Annotated in this window: 10 protein-coding genes; all 10 read right to left on the bottom strand. The window is 41.5% G+C overall.

The genetic code is table 11. The features are described 5' to 3' along the window. Positions 1-333: hypothetical protein (locus tag ACX0G9_RS25965; protein ID WP_459067888.1), on the bottom strand; the 333-nt coding region annotated here is incomplete at its 3' end. 329 nt (positions 334-662) lie between these two features. Then, entirely contained in the window at positions 663-1010 is a 348-nt protein-coding gene (locus tag ACX0G9_RS25960; protein ID WP_459067887.1) for a hypothetical protein, read from the bottom strand. Between the two features lie 367 nt (positions 1011-1377). Beyond that, positions 1378-1881 (bottom strand): hypothetical protein, encoded by a 504-nt coding sequence (locus ACX0G9_RS25955; RefSeq protein ID WP_459067886.1) that lies wholly within the window; start codon positions 1879-1881, stop codon positions 1378-1380. Next, on the bottom strand, positions 1878-6572 hold the full coding sequence (locus tag ACX0G9_RS25950; RefSeq protein WP_459067885.1) for a DUF6443 domain-containing protein: 4695 nt from the start codon (positions 6570-6572) through the stop codon (positions 1878-1880). Before ACX0G9_RS25950 ends, ACX0G9_RS25955 begins: the two co-directional genes overlap by 4 nt. A 39-nt stretch (positions 6573-6611) precedes the next feature. Beyond that, positions 6612-8291, bottom strand: coding sequence for an Ig-like domain-containing protein (locus ACX0G9_RS25945; RefSeq protein ID WP_459067884.1), 1680 nt, complete (start codon positions 8289-8291; stop codon positions 6612-6614). 45 nt (positions 8292-8336) lie between these two features. Next, entirely contained in the window at positions 8337-13043 is a 4707-nt protein-coding gene (locus ACX0G9_RS25940) for a hypothetical protein (protein ID WP_459067883.1), read from the bottom strand. A gap of 83 nt (positions 13044-13126) precedes the next feature. Then, positions 13127-14608 (bottom strand): hypothetical protein, encoded by a 1482-nt coding sequence (locus tag ACX0G9_RS25935; protein ID WP_459067882.1) that lies wholly within the window; start codon positions 14606-14608, stop codon positions 13127-13129. Positions 14609-14972: 364 nt separating this feature from the next. Further along, positions 14973-15368 (bottom strand): hypothetical protein, encoded by a 396-nt coding sequence (locus ACX0G9_RS25930; protein ID WP_459067881.1) that lies wholly within the window; start codon positions 15366-15368, stop codon positions 14973-14975. A gap of 53 nt (positions 15369-15421) precedes the next feature. After that, positions 15422-16891 carry a glycine-rich domain-containing protein gene (locus ACX0G9_RS25925; protein ID WP_459067880.1) on the bottom strand — a complete coding sequence of 490 codons (1470 nt, stop codon included), beginning with the start codon at positions 16889-16891 and terminating at the stop codon, positions 15422-15424. A 55-nt stretch (positions 16892-16946) separates the two neighbouring features. Beyond that, positions 16947-18053, bottom strand: a complete 1107-nt coding sequence (locus tag ACX0G9_RS25920) for a hypothetical protein (RefSeq protein ID WP_459067879.1) — start codon at positions 18051-18053, stop codon at positions 16947-16949. Positions 18054-18060 lie beyond the last annotated feature (7 nt).

Raw genomic sequence — 18060 nt, 5'->3', positions numbered from 1 at the left:
CATCAAACCCGTACTGCTCAGGACTAAGATAGTAATAAACAGGGCATACCGTTTGTTCTTTTTGATCAAAAAGTACCCTACCAATAAGAGGTAAGCCGGTAACAGAAATGGTGTAGATCCGAAAAAGGTGAACCCGATCATCGTGTCGATCAGGGCGGGGTTGGAATGCCTGGCGACAAATTTCTGGACGCCTTCGTCAAAGGCATCTTCCCGCTCATAGACCGCCTCATACGCAATAAAGGCAAACGCCGCCAGAGATAAAAGGAATAGGGAAGCTACCACGAGGACTTCAAGGGAGATTGACTTAATTTTATTTTGGAGGGTGGGATTCATGGTGGCTGCGTTTAGCTTACATTTAATAATTAAACCAATGTTTCAGCACCCTACCTCAAAAAGACGCTGATTTTTCTAGCAGGCAAAAGTTAAAGCCAAATTCACCTTACAATCTAGGCCATCTGAACATAAATTCAAGAAAAAAAATTTGTCAATGGAGTTCAAAACAGCTTTCACTAATAGATTATTTTATCTACTTTAAACTTCGTAATAGGTATCGAACATTGTTTATTAAAAAAATAATACAAATTACGATTAGTAGTAATTGGGGGATTGTCTCACTTAGTAAACTATTTGAATAGTCGGAGCTTTTATTTCTTGATAACATGTTAAAAATAAAAAAAATAACCTGGTAATAAAGACAATATAGGGCTGCGGCAATGCTTACTATATAATACAATTTCATAAGACAATACTTTATTGATCTCCGAATTTTCTACCGCCCTGTCAATTACTCCTTCGCCTGACACACCACCATTCATTGCGTTCTGAGCATGAGCCGCAGCCTCTAGGTGTGCTTGGGTGTCAATATATAATTCAATTGGAACTCCACCTTCTTCCCTACCTGAAGCAAGCATTATATTTTCTCCCTCTAATATGGCATAACATGTTGTAAAAGTACCATTGTCTTTTTTGGTCCGAAGATTTGCGCTTTCATCATCAACAGAATTCAACACGCCTAGAGGCAATAGGGCATACAATCCATCCTTAGCGGCTGCCCTAAATGAATTCTCCTGATATTCATCATGCGTAGCATATCTAATTAAACCTGCTTGGTCCCCATCTCTACTTTTGGCCTAAATAAAGAGCATTACCCTTTTCTGAGAAGAAAGCGTATCTCCCAAGGGGTCATTATGCAAAATAGGATTATTTATTTTCCATCGAAGTGTAAGGACTTTCAGTTTCAATAGGCTTTAAATCGACCTGCCGCCATCTTTTTAATTGTGAGTCAAGCTCCCTTAGCTGTGTTTCATACATCCCAACCCTGACCCATCAGCAAATTGCTAATCCCCGCCATCGTCATCTCAAATGGATGATAATGATTTATTCCTTAACTGATATAGGTATGACACTAAGGCTATCAACTCTGATTGGTAACCCTCCAAAAGACCTTATGAGAATAAAATGATTTTTTAATTTAAATTTATCAATATTAGAAGATTGTGCCATTTGGACATTTGACTTGGCATATTTGTATAGCAAATAATATAACCTAACTGGAATCACCCGGAGATCTACACCTTTTCCCTTGCTATACAAACTATAATTCAACAGGCTGCTTGAATGCCCGTATTTTTCTAAGGTATCCAAAGCAAGTTGTTGCCAATTCAATTGTATCCCTATTTTCAGAGTTTCTGTAGAAAAGTCAGCCATCTGAATTCCTCCAATTTGGTCTTTTAACGGCACAAAAGTTGGATATTCCTTATCAGTGTAATACAAAAATCCGATTTCGCATTTTTGAATATCGTGCGGATTTTCCTTCAATATTTGACCAATAGATTCAAATTTCGATAAAACTATTATTAATGCTAAAAATATTTTTTTCATGGTTGACTATTTTCATTTTGAGAATCTCTCACTACATCTCCAAGGGTAGGAGCTGTTTTAATCCCCCTGGAATCGATATCAACCTTCCTGTTTAGAACTCCTGAATTTGTACTTTTTTTATTAAAATAATTCTTATAATCACGATAATGCGTATCTCCGATTCTAAACACATTATCCGTACCCATCACATCGTCTTTAAATCCTTCATCCGCCTTACCTACTCTCTTTCCGTCAGAATTGATCCACTCGGAATACCTATCAGATAACCCCAAAAAATGAAAGGTCTCATGAAAAACATCGTAGTCAAGATCTTTAGATTTAAGATACAGTGTTCCGGTGCGTCCTGTGCCATAAATGGTTCCTAGTCGTTTATCCCCCTGATAAATCCCATACTGTTCAGGATTCACCTCAGAAACACCAGCAGCATCTACTACATTTAACAAATTTTCACCTTTGCTAAGATCCTTTTCTTGCTTGTCTTTTGCGTATTTATATGTAACATTAAAGCTAATAGCAACGCCGTTTTCAGTCTTGGAAGAAAACTTATTTGAAACATTATTATTAAATCTGTTGGCTAAGTCATCACTTGCTGCATTGCCCGTCAAATAAACTGTACTGGATATTTGCACTCCGGTAATCTGTCCACTTTTATCCCTTGAAATTGTGAATAATGCATCTTTACCGTCTGGGTCCACTCCATTTATCGGATTGTTTATGGTATAATTATAAGGGGTAAATCCAAAAAATTTTTCTGCTTTAGGGTCTATAGTTTGCCACCTTCCAATTTGGGCATCATAAAATCTAGCCCCATAATCATATTCCTCCAACCCACCCCCATCAGAAAACTCCTGACTCTGCAATTCCTTCCCATTATACCGATATTTATTCTGAGCATACCCCGTCTTCAACGCCTTATCACTAATTCCCGCCATCGTCAGCCCAAACGGATAATAATGATTTTCTTCCAATAAAGGCCCCCTGGTATGCGTTACCTGCAAGTTGTCAAAGAACACTTCGATATTGTCCGTCTCGTTGCTGTTATAAATATACAAATATCCGCTTTCAGTAATCGGTAAATTGGGTTTTTGGTGCTTTTTCAGCTCCAGGTCAGCCCCTACCTGCTCGAAACCGCTGCTTTCTGCCACATAATTGAACTGGTTATCGAACAGCACCCAATTGATAAAAGCACGGGGTTTGGTATTAACTCCCCCTGCGTGATTATCCGTCAGGAATTTGTTGATATTGGTGTTTAGCGGTGTGGAATTAGCCAGCATCGCTCCGGAAGTCGGGTGGCCTCCTCCAGGCAGCCCCCCTACTCCACTGATTAGGGCAGCCAACAGATCCGATAAGGGATTGGCTGGCGGTCCTGGGGTTATTCCATTGGTTTTATAATAGCTACTGACCTGGATACTAAATTGGTCACCCGCCATGACCTTAAGGGTAATACCTGGTCCGATTTTCTGGCCCAGGGAGCTTCCGCTCAATTTGGCCGCAAAATTATTTGGGTTGGTGGTGTTATCCGTTGGATAACCTGTCGGTAAAGCTGTTCGGGTTTCCTCTATTTTGCTGTAATACAGATTTTCCGTTGCACTACCCGCTGTCTCCATCGTAGCGGCCGGATACTGATTGCTTTCCTGTTCATCAGTCAACACAACCCGGGTATTTCCCAAATGGTCTTTAATCAGGTAGTCAAATTTGAAGGAGGTCTGATTCTGGCCGCTAACCAAATTGGAGACCAAACGAACTCGTCCTTCTTCATGACCGAAGGATTGGAGCGTATCGGCCGCCGTGGCACTGCCTGCCGTCAACGATTGTCTGCCCTGGTATTGAAATCCTCCTATATAGGTAGTAGAAGTCTGGACGTTGGCCCCATTGTCAACGGTTGTCTTTTTCAACTTGTTGCCTGCCGCATCATAGATATAGGTGATCGTACCCTTTGTTCCGGTTGCCGAATTAACGGTTACCTTCCAGGGTAGGTTCAGGTGATTGTAAATAATCCCATCTGTCGATAAGGATCCGATATCCTTATTCAGGTCACGGGTCAGGTTCCCATTAACATCATACTTGTAATCGATCGCAGTAATTGTTTTGCCCGTGGCATAGGGACTGAGGGAAGATGTTCTAAAGTCGCCAAGGGTGGTCGGCTGTGCGTCAATATGCGCATCGATTACATTTAGCAGCTTATTGCTGTTGGTATTATAAGAATACGTTAGCTGGTCGATATAATCACTGCCGCCTAATCGCCATCCCTTTTGGCTCATGGCTTGTATATTGCCATTCTCATCATAGGCTTTCGTAGGATCATTGCCATCTCCCATGACACTGGTAAAATCGATGCCTGCCGTCTTATCCCAAATGCCGCCTGCGTTTTGATTAAAATCCGCAAACAAGAGCCGGTTCAGATTATCATATCCAAAGCCATAGGATCGTTGTTTACCGTCTCCTTTACTCCGCCATTTGGTCCCGGAGATATTGCCGTTCAATTGATTGTTGCTAAAGCCCCAGTCATAATTAAGCTCCATGCCAAACCAACGGCTATTGCCGCCATGACTATTATCGTTATTGGCATAATCCTTATTGATCCCTTTCAGCCAGCCCCGAATATTGTAACTGTAATCCAGGGTTTCCAGGAAACTGCTGCCGGGTACCTGTCCAATTTGTTTCTGTTTTAACTGCCCAAGCTGGTCATAGGCGCTTTGAGACAATAACCGCTTGGTATTAACGTCGTCATTAATGGTTTTGTATACCTGCAACAACCGGTTAGCATGATCGTAATTTAGATTGGTCTTTACCCGGGTATTACCATCACTCGTAGCTACTGGATTATTGTGTGCCAGGTAGCTGGAAATCACCTGGCCAGTAAAATTGTATCGATTGGTAATGGCATCCTTGCCTCCCTTATAATTATCAGTCTGAGACTGAACGATACGGCCTCTATCATCATAAAATGGCGTTGTGGTTAGCCAACTGCCCTTTGTCAGATCCGATGGATCTTCCAGCACCCGAATTTTAGTACTAGTTATCATTCCAAGCGTTTGTACCTTGGATTGGTCCACACCAGCCTGAATATCTTCCGGATGCGGATTCGTGCCTGCGTCCAATAAATCATTGTATTTTGTCGTGTATTGCCTGTCTGTTGCCGCATAATCATCATAAAAGGTCATCGTCAGGGCAATAAAATTTCCGCCGGATGGAATAGGATTATCCAGGACCGTTATTGTATTAGTAAAAGGGCTACCTGAGGTTCCGCCCGGTATAATTTCAGCGGTAAAATCCACGATATCCGGCGTTTCAAAACCGTTATCCAGGGTCACCAGATTCAGGGCCTGCTGGCTGCCGTTCTGTAAATTATTCAAGACCAATTCCTGAGAAAAAGAAGCCGGACTGCTTCCGCTGACGGGTAGGGTGCCTGGAATACTATTTCCTGTATTATCATTCACATATTGCTGCAATTGATCCCGGGTGCCATTATAGGTAATCATTCCAGTAGCCGTTGGCCGGTTTTGCCCATCGTACAATGTCGTCATCCAATGATTAGGAGTCCGTATGTTGGCATCCTGGGTAAAGACAAGCCGGTCACGTTTGTCGTAGACTAAATATACCCAACCTGCACCGGGTACTTTTTTGGCGATCATTCGTTTACGGGCATCATACTCATAGCGGAAACAGAGTTCATTAATGGTTGTAGGGTCGGTAGCTACATTCCAACCATTCCCCGCTACTACGGGTACCGCTTTAGGGGAAAGGACAAAACGCAATTGATTGAGCAGATCATAAATATAATAGGTACAGAGCCAACCTGAATAGCCGGAATAATCTGAAGCTATCGTTCCCACCTGTACTTTCCTTAGGATCACCAGTCCTTCCTTATCCTTATATTCCACTACGGCATGGTTATGCTCATCCAAGCTCACATTTTTGTATAATTGCCCCGCAGGATAATAGCCCGACGAAGTTGGAATATTGGTCAAAATATCATTATTAGCAAAGGTTAGCGGGTCGCTATTAATTGTCCATATCCGAACATTGTCTGCATCGGCGTTCACCAGGTATTGTTGGGAACTTCCCTTTCCGCTTCCGGCCCAGCTATTTCCAGGTGCCATGGTTTGCAATACGCGGTTTAACGGCGAAGCTTCAAAATTCGTTTGCCCATAATAGATCTGCTCTCCGGTATAGGCCGATTGTTCGGCGGGATAGATACTTTGATAGAAGCTTTTCTGGTCGGTAAACGGATCTGATTTAACCCCACCGTCACTGGAATTTTTTGTCGAGGCTACATAAGGTAGATATTTTGTCACCTCTCGTCCAAATTGATCATAGGTATCCATGCTAACCATATCCAAAGGGTTGTTGCCGGGAGTGATCTGCCGGTTAACCGTTTGTAAGGGCCTCCCCAATCCGTCAAAATAACTAGTAGTTTCTTTGACATCCATATATCCCGCCGCATCGAAAATTGCGGTATCGGTAATGCGCGTCATCGCTGTTCGTTCCCGCACAAAATTGACCAAGGGCGTTAGTCCGACCGTCCAATAGCCTGTAGGTGAAGGAAGTACCGTTCCTGAAGGAGCAGGGACCTGGGTCGCCGAGCTGGGTGTATTCGTAGGCTGCGATTGCGCCCGGGCAAGCAGACCGACCTGGAAGATCAGAAGGGCTGGGAGCACCCTATATATAACGTTAGCTTTATGCTGCATAAGTCAATGGCTTGGATAGTAGGTTCAGGGGTCTTGGGCCTATTTTTTTTCTTTAATCAGTCTTTTCAGTTCTTCGATCTCCTGTTGTTGTTTGTCCAGGACTTTGTTCTGCTGTTGCAATTGCTGGTTCTGCTCCTGTAATTGTTGACGCTGTTCCTGCAATAGTTTTATAGCCTGCGTTTGCTCGTTTAGTTTCTTGTGTTCCTGGATCAGGTATAGAGTCAACTCTTCGATCTTTTTCAAGAGCGCCGCCTGATGGGCACCCACATCGATCCCGTTAGCCTGTACTTCCTGCTCAGAAGCGATACCTGGCAGGTGTTTGTGCTCGGATACATAGCGTTCGATCTCCGCCAAATCTGGCAGCTGGTAGCCTTTCTTAAACACATAGTCCGGCCAGGTGCCTGCTGTTTTTACTTTCACCTTGGTAAAAATGGCTGTGCCATTCACCGCCAGTTTGTAGCCTTGGGTATTGCTCGTGCCGATTCCGATATTATCCGCCGAATCATAGACCACCCCTCCGGCGTATTGCCAGCGACCCGTCAAACTGGAAGCCGTCCGGTAGAATAGATTACCACTCGTATCACTGACCAGGACCCGGCTTTTGGTACTATCGCTGGTCAAAGCCGCCAGTCGTACTGTTCCGGTCGTATGAAACTGTGCGGTCGGAGTTTTGGTCCCGATCCCGATATTTCCTGTAGGTAGGATGCTCATACGTTCGATGTTCTTGGTCCGGAAGGCCAGCCGGTTGCTGTCCACCGTTCCCACAAAACTGGTGTCACCGCCCGTGGCGATATTACCTGTCGTGGACCAAAAAGAACTTAAGGATTCAACACTGATATTGATCGTAGTAGTATTGGTATTGCCCAGACCGTCAATTGCTCTTGCCTTTAAAGTATAGACACCCGCATCAGGGCCATACCAAACCAAGGAGTAAGGGGAAGTGGCCGATTCCCCGATCTTGGTATTATTGGCATAGAACTCGACCTTGGTGATTGTCCCTCCCACTTCCGAAGCCGTGGCAGCGATAGTTATATTTCCGTCTTCTGGGATCACATCCCCGTTAGCGGGACTCGTAAAAAGAACGACAGGTACCGGACTTGCCGTACGGCCACGGGTGATCTGCAAACCAGCTATACCTGCGGTATTGCTTAAGGAGGCTACCGTATTGACATACACATTGATTACCCCGCTGGCATTGGGAGCAATATTGGTGAAAATGGCTCCATTGGCGGTGTTATTGTTGGCATCCAGATCGCTATACCCATATACTGTGGCTCCTGTTACCGTATAACGGGTCGGGCTCAGGTCAAAGGAAGTCCCGCTAAAGCTGGTGGTCATTTTAAGGGTATAAACACTATCGACATTCAATCCGCTGATCTGTAACTGAGGCACGGCGGCATTATAAGTCGTCAGGCTGCCATACTGGAACCATTCGTTCACCATAACGCCTGCCGGGAAAAAAGTGCCACTAGCCATACCGCTACCATCATTGGCTGCCTGGGTACCGTTCCAGGCTACCCAATTGGCGGTGCTCACTGAACTGATCGTGAACCCGGAACTCGTTGCTGAACGCACGGCTACGGAAGGATCACCGGCTACATTCGTCCAGCCGGAGACAGGTTTGGAAGTGGCAGAAAAATTGAAACTGGCCGTTTGGGCCTGAAGCGAAGTAGATCCATAACCAAGAATCAGGAGCAGTATCGGGAGTATTCTTTTCATATTGATCATATTAAAGGGCTATACAAAGTTTTTGAATGCTTTTTTTTATTGAGTAATTCCTTCGATCGTTATCGTCCATCCCTTAGCCTTTAACACGTTTACGGCCGATGTGCTTGCACTGGTTCGGGGATTTCCACCTGAATACATATTAATTTGGCCACCTTCTATAAATTTTCCTGCTCCGGCAGCTACCTGGATAATAATATTATCTATAACCGTTGATGGAATAGGTACAGGGAGATTATTCGTAGGATCATTGGAATGATTCTGGCTACCGGCATAAATAAAGACGTATTTCAAATTAGGTAAACCGGACAAATCCTCCCGGTCCCAATGCTCATCACATATAGCAATCATAGTCAGCTGGGTGAAAAAGGTATTCCAATCGCTTTTAAGCCGGCTTAGTTTAAAGGTAGGGTCATGATAACCTGCTTTATATATTCCATTGCCATAATTAGTATTAATAATCTGAAGGTTTGAGTTATTCTTCAGGAAATCCTGGGTATAGTTCAGGTTCATGGCCGGGTTAATGCCATCGCCGAGGTTGGTAACAAACTGTACTATCGAATGGATCGAATTCCAATTCGTGATCCCGGCCACCGAATTCAGTGTGGGCGATTGAAAACAGGATCCACCGATAACTGTGGTATTTTGCGGAAGGTTACCGCGGAGATTGCTTAGGTGTAACAAACTGGTGGCAGGAACAAGGGCATTGTCCAACGCCTCATTCTCCGTCCCATCATTATGGTAAAAGGTCAAAGTCTTTACACTGTTGGTCGGGTAATTATGTATCATTACTACATTGCTACCATCGTTATTACTCCAGACTGTATATGTCGTATTGGGGGCAAACACAGCAGGAGTGTCGGAAGATTTAGCATTCATATACATACCAGTGCTATCTCCAAAATCTACATATTTTGCATTTGCTCCCGTAACGCCATCCATTTTGTTCCAGGCCAGATCTACCTGGTAATAACGGCAGCCCGTCACACCAGCAGGAAGGGTCTTTCCGGTATTCAGGGTCATATTAAAATGCATGGAATCCTTACCGGTAGCTAAAGATCCAAGAAGGGCATCGTCTGCGTCGCTATTCCATCGGGCCACATATTCCGACTGATTGTTCGCATTACCCAACAACTTGCCACTGACGCTAAATACACCCACCGGATAGCCCAGGGTTGTACCTCCTGTGAAGGTCTGCATAGGAATAGGATAACAATTAGCTCCGCACCCGGCGATAGCCTGGTATTGGTACTCATAGGTTTTCAGAATATTATAATCCTGATCGCGAATGCGTTTGAGCCGTTGAAAGCCATCATACTCATAATAGGTGATCCGGTTACCTACATCGCATTGACTGGTCATGCCTACTAAGGGAGTATACGTGTAAGTGGTCATCTGGGCGTCAGCCGGATAAAGGCGAAGTTCGTCGATAAGACCGCTGCCGTTGATACTAATGGTAGTCTGACCGGTTACTTTATGCACGTACAAAGTCCAACCATTGATGGTCCTGCCTTTGGTGGGGAACCCAGTGATGGTGCCTGAGATGGTGAAAGGTGATGCATTTCGGGTCCAATAGGATACCAAATAAATGATAGAGTTATTCAAACCTGATTTAGTAATCGAACCGTTTAAATTGTAAGATTTATTACCAGTAACAGAAGTAGTATTATCAGCACTCCCAGTACCTATTCCCCAATTCCCATTACCGTCAGCCTCAAAACTAGTATACGCGATAGATGCAAAATCAGAATTAAGTACTTCAGCGATCGGAAAATATGATTTATAGTCATAAATGTACGCCTGTGTTTTATCCTTTGATTTGGTTATCTCAATCGGATTGTTAAAATTGTCATATTTACTAAAAATTAATCTTTCCTCATAATGGTTATCCATAATAAAGTTACCAGCCCCATCAATATAGCTTTGAGTAAAAGATGAAAAAAGTAGAGGAGCGCCTATCTTAAGGCTATAACTTTTATTAATTTCAGGCTTATCTTTTTTATACGTTTGCAAAGTTGCACTTATAACATAATCAACCCCATTAATCGATTTTAAAATTATTTTCTCAATTGGCACTATCATATTTAAACTCACAATGAATTTTAAACCCAAAGCGTCATCAGAAACAGCGTTTGCATTGTTATTGTAATCGAAGGAATAAATTATTTTTTGCTTTTCTGATTGATTTTTACTATCAAAACCTTCTTGTATAACAGGCATTGTATGATAAACGGATGACTCACTTATATTACTTATATTACTGATCGTGTTTCCCTCCAAATATTCAGTTTGTATCGATTGATTTTTATAGAATTGTTCAGAGAATAACATTGAAGCATTAGTCCTAAATGAAACGGTAGCCATACTCATTGCAGAACAATACATTCCATAATCTGCCCTAAAACTGATTGCCAAATTTTGTCTATTACTGTTAAAGTAATTATTATCTATTTCTGATCTCAATGAAAAACTAGTACCAGTTGATTTATAAGTTTTTTTAGTAAGGATACTTCCAGAACGCCAATAAGTATTTAAAGCTGGGGTATACGGTTCGCCATTACTACCTCCTTCATTAGATGTTGGAAGAAAACTGTATTCTGTCTTACCGTTGATGCCTCCTTCATCATCATATTCAGTAACATATAAATATTCAATATTAGCTCCCGCTACTGTTGCAATATTTTGGTCATGAAGAACATATTGAGCACCGCATGGAAGACAATAGTTAGCATCGGGTGCAACTCCTATGTTAAAGCTGGTCAAATAATTAGGTATATTTCTGAGAACGACATGACTCAAATTGTCATCGTAAACATACTTTTTTATCAGAATTTGGTTCCCTCCTATTCCATCATCGTTTATTATCTTAGCAATTCTACAACCTCCAATTGGATAAGGAGGAATTGCACCTGATGGTTGAACCCATTGTCCAATATCAAAGTTGGCTTGTAATGGAATGCAATTACCTGTATTGTCATTGCAAGATACTCCTGAAGTAAGAGAATAGGTATAGGTGCCACCTGGTAAAAATATAATACCCTGTCCTTGGAGTGAATTTAGTGTCGTATGCTGACTTAATAAATGCATAATGCCATCGACCCCTACTTTGGGACCGGTAAAATTTATTATGGGACTTTCAAAAAAGGTGGGATCTAAATCTTGGTAAATTCTTACATCGTAATATCCGTCATTGGCAAGTGTAAATGAGCCTGAAACATTATGTTCATCTCCGTATCCAGATACACTTTGAACATTGGTCCAATTTCCTGCTATTTCGTTTTTTACGAGAGATTGTGAAAATTGTAAATATATGGATAGCGAAGAAATATCGGAATAATTTTGAATAGAAATCTGATTAGGTTCATATTGAAATGTGGACGTTCCGCCAGTAGGATATTTTATACTTTTTATTAACCCTGTCTGAGACGAGTTAAAATCACATGTTCTATCTGCATAGTTTCCTTGTACCATATCAATCCAATTGGGAAGTATTTGCGAATAATCTGCTTTTGGAAACAAATTCATGTTCGATTTTCCATTATAATACCCCCAATGATCCTTTGATGTTGAAAAAAAAGCCGATGATCCACCCGAATTACCTCCATAATACGTAAATGCCCAATTTCTTCCAGCGACTGATGTATTTCGCTCCTGAATCGATTGAAGTGTAAGTCTGCCAGCTGCAGAATAATTCTGGGTAAATAAAAATTGCTTTATAAGAGTACCATTGCTATTATAGGTAGAAAATCCTTTAACCGAAGGAACATTACTTGCACTAATGGAAGAAATGTCCTGACGACTATCATTGCTGATTGAAAATTTAATATACCCAAGATCAAAGCTCAAAGAATCGAGTAATAAATAATCCTGGCTTACAAATGTTGAACTGGAATTGCTTGATGGAAATGGGCAAAAAGGTTTATTGCCCCTATCAGGCATCTGGGTAATAATCGAATTTGGTCTTGTATAACTAAGGTTAAAAGTTTTATAAAAAAATTTAATTTCTCTATTATTTTTAGTAACTATTTTACTTAGTCGAAATGCAGAAATGCTGCTGAATGAAGGTCTTATTTCAACATCACCAGCATCATTCATCGTTGCGTATTCAGTAGATTCAAAATAGAATTTATTACCCGAATAATCAATAACCATAAAGCCTAAAGCAGTTTTTGAAATCTTCAAATCAGACTTTTGGGTAGTCCGAGCATGCCAGGTAGGGTCAAAATAAAAGGAGTTATTAATTCCTAAAAAATTAAGTGTATACAAATCAAACTGGGTATCACTCAAATCATTATTTACAACTCCTGTGAGATACCAAAATTTTTGTTCATCCGTCATGGATCCACTAAAATATGTATTAAGAGGATCAATCCCCCCATTATAAAGACCATATTGTGGGTCAAAATCATTATTTCCCCTTTGTTGATATAAAATTGCACCACCGACTTGTAAATCCCATCCAAGCCCCACACTGGAAGGGATTTCGTCGATCTGTAAGCCATTATTGTGATAGGTTAGCTTTAATGGAATTTCCAGCCCGTCCACTGATATTTTATCTAAATCGATTGAAATATCTGCCATACCCGTGCTTAAAGAAACTGGCACTTCCCCATATTTTCCTAATCCGGCAGCATCGGGAGATTTAGGAGTGATCTGTGGTAACGACAAATTATTCTGCCCTTTTAGGGGGTTGTAAAAAGAAAGCCCAAATGTTATTAAGTATCCTATGTACAAAAGTTTCTTCATCGTCATTTTTTTCTACCTTGAAAAATTATTCACCAACATTTATTATTAGTTTCTGCTAATTATACAATTGTCATAAAGTTTTTTTAAAAACTATACCCAATCCTGACCTTAAATGCAGCCTGATAAGGAACCTGACTGTAACTCAAGAAGTCCCACAACAACTGCAGATTGCCTTTAACCCGGCTATTGACTTTATATTTTTTCGTAACCCCTACCAAGCCGCTTCGGGTCCAATCACTCAATTGGTGCATCTGCTGAAAGGAAGCAAAGGGTTTTTGATAATTGTATTCGAAACCGCCAGTGGCGAACCAGCTGTTTTTTATGCGGATTTCGGCAAAGCTTCGAATACCTATCCCTTGATTGGTGATGGCGATATGATTGATATCCCGACCCCAGCCTATCCGGTAGGCTCCGCCAATACCCAGCATCGTTTTTTCACTCAATTTATAGCCCAAAGAAATTCCGATATCAGAAGTGGCCGGAAAGGCGGAAACGGAAGGCAGGGATTGGAAATTCGCTCCCCATTCGAGTCTGCCCAATAAGGACCGGGTTCGCATCGGATTTGGTTTGAAATCAGGAATATCCATGGAGCTGTTTCCTCCGCCTAGACCGGCGATCTTATCCTGCAAAGCCTTAAGCTTGGCCCGGGCCTCCTGGATATTTTGTTTGACAATTTGTTCTCCACCCGGACCTCCGGCGGCCAGTTGACCCTTTAATTGATTTTGAATTTCGGAGCGGGTTTGCAGCCCTTCCAGGGGTTTGGTATTACCGGGTTCAACGCCTCCCGGAACGCTGAATAGACCTGCCAAATCAGAATGGCTTTTCATGAAGGATTGGAAGGCTGGCGTACCATTCAGGATACCCAACGCTCTTTTCGTTAATTTATCGGGATCCGAGAGTTCGTTCTTGTACGCTTCCAATTGAGCTCCGTAGTAGTAGGCTTCTCTCGAATAGCCCTGATAGGCATTTTGTAAACCCGATGGCAAATGGGCATAATGACTCAGGGCTTGCCGAATCTCTTCTTTCCGCTGGCTGATCAAATGTTTTACCTGATCTGCACTTTGCAGTTTGTTTTGCAATTGGTTCACCTGCCCAAGGGAGCTTTGGAGTTGAGTTTGCACGGATTGGCTACCGGCTAATAATTTGGGATTCTGTTGAATAAATTTTAAAGAGGTCTTTACGGAATCTAAATAGGGAATATAGGTATTCGAACTGACTGCCTTATTGAGGGCACTTGGTACTCCTGAAGGGGAAGAGTTGCCTAACTGTTGGGTAAGCGCTTTATAATTCCATGAATTATTACCAAATAGTTTATTCGCAGCTGATGAGTCTTCTTTATAGAGTTTCTTGCGGAGTTTCGATTCTTTTGCCGCCAATCTATTCAGGTATTTTTCCGTCTGACGGTCAATGGAATTCCCCAATCGAATCGATTGATTATTTACACGATTGAAATATTGGGATGGAATGGAGAGTAAGGAATCTTCAGGTCCGGATTGGGTCTGGGCTTGGGTTATAAGGGGAGTAAAATAGCATAGTAATACTATTCCACTCATGAATAATTTCATATAAAGTCGGTTAGGGGTAATCAGTAAATTAGCTTGCCTATAACCGACAAAGGAATTATTTTGGAAATAAAACAGGGTAGGATTAAAGAAATAAAAATATCTTCTGTCAGCTTAGGGAGTGCGAAGTAACCAAACAATTCTGAATAAAAAAAAGTGTTTGCAAAAATTTAACCTACAGGAGTATATTTACTTTTCATGAGCGCTGACCCTTAGGCGTAAGATACGTGTAAACACTTATAAAATTGAGAGATAAAATATGACAACGTAGGACGTATTGAGGAGAAATGACCGCACCTGATTCATTGAATAAAAAGATTATATCCTTAAATTACTTAAGGTCCACAAAAGTTAAATTGGAAGATGGCTAACTAGTTTTTTGGGTTTTAGCCTTTTCTTCTTTCATATCTAAATACCAGTTAATCAAAAGGTAATAATTGATCGCACAGTAAATTACTAACATTAATAATGATTTCAATTGTATTTCGGGGGAAGATACTCCCATAATCGTTAGGCCTGCGGTCTGGGTTATTGAAAAAAAAGAAAGCAGATTGAATGTCGCTAAGATTAATATCAGCCCTGTTAATAATATGGCTGGCTTGTACCTCACAAAATAAAGCACCGCATTAATCGCAACTAAAGTCAACGCCACATAATGCCGCCAGGTAGCCATATAATCCGTTGTTATGATCTCAAACCAGGTATATAAAACTATCAGGCTAATGATTAAAAATGGAATGGCAGGTAATAATCTATTTTTCATATCCTAACATATTTTGTTTTAACTATCTTGCTTTCACTTTTACTATCCATTTCTCAATCCCCTCCCCCGCAGCCTCCGCAGCCACCACCCCCGCAGCTACTGCTTCCGCAGCTACTTCCGCCACAACTGATATTATAACCATTTCCACCACCTGAATCCCCGCCCCACCAACCCTTGGACAACAGGCGGTGATTAACCGGGGTTACCGTAGTAAAGACGCCGGCCAGCAAAAGCCCTGCGGGAAGTCCATCCATAGCAGCCAGGCCTTGCAGGGCGAATTGTGGAACGATCCGCCCTTCTTCTCCTGCCTGATTACGTAGACGTCCATTGATCAGGTCTTGGAATTTATTGGAAACGAACCAACGATCAGCTAACCGAGTCCATACCAATAGATAAAGGAAGAACAAAATGATCATCTCCCCGATAAGGAGACCAACAGGTCTGTTATTGGAAATGCCCTGTATTATCCTAACGATGGCCATACCATAAAAAGGAATGAAAAAAAGATAAGTACGCAGGTATGGCTCCCGATGACGCGCAATTTGGTTCAACGCTTCCAGGCTGGGATGAGCAAAATTCTTCCGGTCATACCAATTGGCAGATATGTCTTCGTAACTATGTCTGCTTCCATCCGCCTCTGCTGCAAAAGCAGTTATCAGCGGGTTGGTTTCTCCGGGCATAGGCTTGTAATGATAAGCCTTTACAACAAAACGATTATCCTCCTCGTCTAATGCAAGCAGGTCTCTTTCAATGAGGTCAACGATCCCAACCTGTACAGCCCGGTCCCTGCCATATAATGCATTGGCCAATTGATAAGGAGAGGCTTCTTCCGGAAAATGGGCCAGGGTGATCTTTTGGTTCCGTTTGTTAACCAGGTAACAAAAAAGAATATAGGCCAGGAAGAGAAAAACCCCGTACAAGGGAAAGAACCGGAGAAATTCCGGTCCGTCCAGGGAAAAAGGAAACGGGGTATTATATACTAACCAGATAAAAAGAAACGGAATCGATGCTAACAAACAAATAGCCGCTATCCCTGTAAAACTCAAGCGAACCGGAATTGTTTTCGGCACTAATTTTAGTTTTTCAGGGGCCTTCCTGGAATGCCGTTTAGCTGGAGGCCAGATATCGGCTGGGGGATAAGTTCCGAATATGGAATAGTATAAGTTGAGGGTTTCGTCATACCATTCCCGGTGTTTATAGTCTTCCTGGTCACCTCCGGCAGAGGGGAAATGATGGATTTCCTTGCCCAGGGCATCCCTGCAAAAGTCTATCCAATAAGATCGGGTATAGGTCAGATGGAGATGCCATACCTCGTCAACTGCATGGGAAGGAGCTGCTCCATTTTCCGAAATGCAACAAAGTAATATGAACTTTCGGTACTCGTCAATGGCTCTTTTGGTAAAGGAGCTCGTCCAGTTCTGTTTGGCTGCCAGTTTCTTTGAAAAGGTTATTGTCGCCTTTTCGTCGTCAAAACGAAAGTTTTGTATTTTTTCCCAGAGAGAAAGGTGTTGTTCAGGGACCATTAGGGTTAAGGCTTGGGTTGCCTAAAATTAGTGGAAAAAAGGAGAAATCTTTATTTTAAAAATTTAAGTGTTTCGCTAAATACCTTGCAACGGTATCGTAAGCTTTAGCATTGGGATGACCATCATTCAGAATATAATATAGGGGATCTTTTATGTCTAAAATCCCGGAAACCCTGATTATATGGACACTATCTTTCCTGAGCCTCGTTATCTTATCTTCCAATATAGGGCGATAATATCTATTGGGGTCACCTTCCTGAGAAATATTATCCCAAAATAATAATAAAAAAGTACCTCCGGTTTCTTTTGAATATTGGCTCATCTTCCTGATCATTAAATAGGCCTTTTGATATTCTTCTGTTGACACTTTTTTAGCTCTCCTTTTTTCTTCAATATTGGTGACTTTATCTTTTATAAAGCTATAACAACCAAAAAACGAAGAATAATAAGCAATATCATTGTTTACAAAAGGCAAAGACCCTCCATATACCAAAGAATCACCAACAAGTTTGAAAGAGGGTCCGGGACTCCAATCATATAAACCACTTGCCCTTAAAACATGGTCCGGAATCATGGTATAAATAAATATTTTATTTTCATTATTCTTCTTGGCATATTTATCCAGAAATAATTCGTAAACGTGGTGAAGCCCATAACCAACACCCCCTAAATTGAGGGTTGAAATACCTTGTAAAGCACCCAATTTATCAGGAAGTGTTTCGTGATCATTAACACCTTGACCAAAGGTTAAACTGCAACCTAAAAAAATGACTTTTGGAATGGGGGATCCAGGGTTTAGATAGCCGGCGCGATGATTAAAACTAAACGAATTTATGTTAGAATCTGCGATAATTGTATAGTTGGCGTGGTAGATACTATTTCCATTGTATGATAATTTTGAACTGCTTAAAACCCCTGTTTTACTAATTTGGTATCCTAATACGCTGTGAGGTTCAAAAAAAACTGCATTATCAACTTTTTCATAATAATCTTGTCTCGTCTTAAAAAAATTCCGATAGGCCGTTTCAATTATGGATAGGAAAAAAAATAATGAAGTGCAAATTAAAATAATATTATTAAGTCTTTTTCTTTTCCTGGTTAAATAAGCCAATGCGAAAAGAGATACATTTCCCAGAATAAAAAATAGCAGATTTTTGCTCATGGTTTTG

This window comes from Flavitalea flava (assembly GCF_054461575.1).
Note: the sequence above shows the minus strand (reverse complement) of the source record. Positions and strands in the feature narration are given on the sequence as shown.

Bases quoted from the DNA above. Each gene is read 5' to 3' on its own strand.
- ACX0G9_RS25935 (WP_459067882.1), bottom strand. From the start codon at position 14,608: ATGAAATTATTCATGAGTGGAATAGTATTACTATGCTATTTTACTCCC.
- ACX0G9_RS25950 (WP_459067885.1), bottom strand. From the start codon at position 6,572: ATGCAGCATAAAGCTAACGTTATATATAGGGTGCTCCCAGCCCTTCTG.
- ACX0G9_RS25940 (WP_459067883.1), bottom strand. From the start codon at position 13,043: ATGAAGAAACTTTTGTACATAGGATACTTAATAACATTTGGGCTTTCT.
- ACX0G9_RS25930 (WP_459067881.1), bottom strand. From the start codon at position 15,368: ATGAAAAATAGATTATTACCTGCCATTCCATTTTTAATCATTAGCCTG.
- ACX0G9_RS25945 (WP_459067884.1), bottom strand. From the start codon at position 8,291: ATGAAAAGAATACTCCCGATACTGCTCCTGATTCTTGGTTATGGATCT.
- ACX0G9_RS25925 (WP_459067880.1), bottom strand. From the start codon at position 16,891: ATGGTCCCTGAACAACACCTTTCTCTCTGGGAAAAAATACAAAACTTT.
- ACX0G9_RS25955 (WP_459067886.1), bottom strand. From the start codon at position 1,881: ATGAAAAAAATATTTTTAGCATTAATAATAGTTTTATCGAAATTTGAA.
- ACX0G9_RS25920 (WP_459067879.1), bottom strand. From the start codon at position 18,053: ATGAGCAAAAATCTGCTATTTTTTATTCTGGGAAATGTATCTCTTTTC.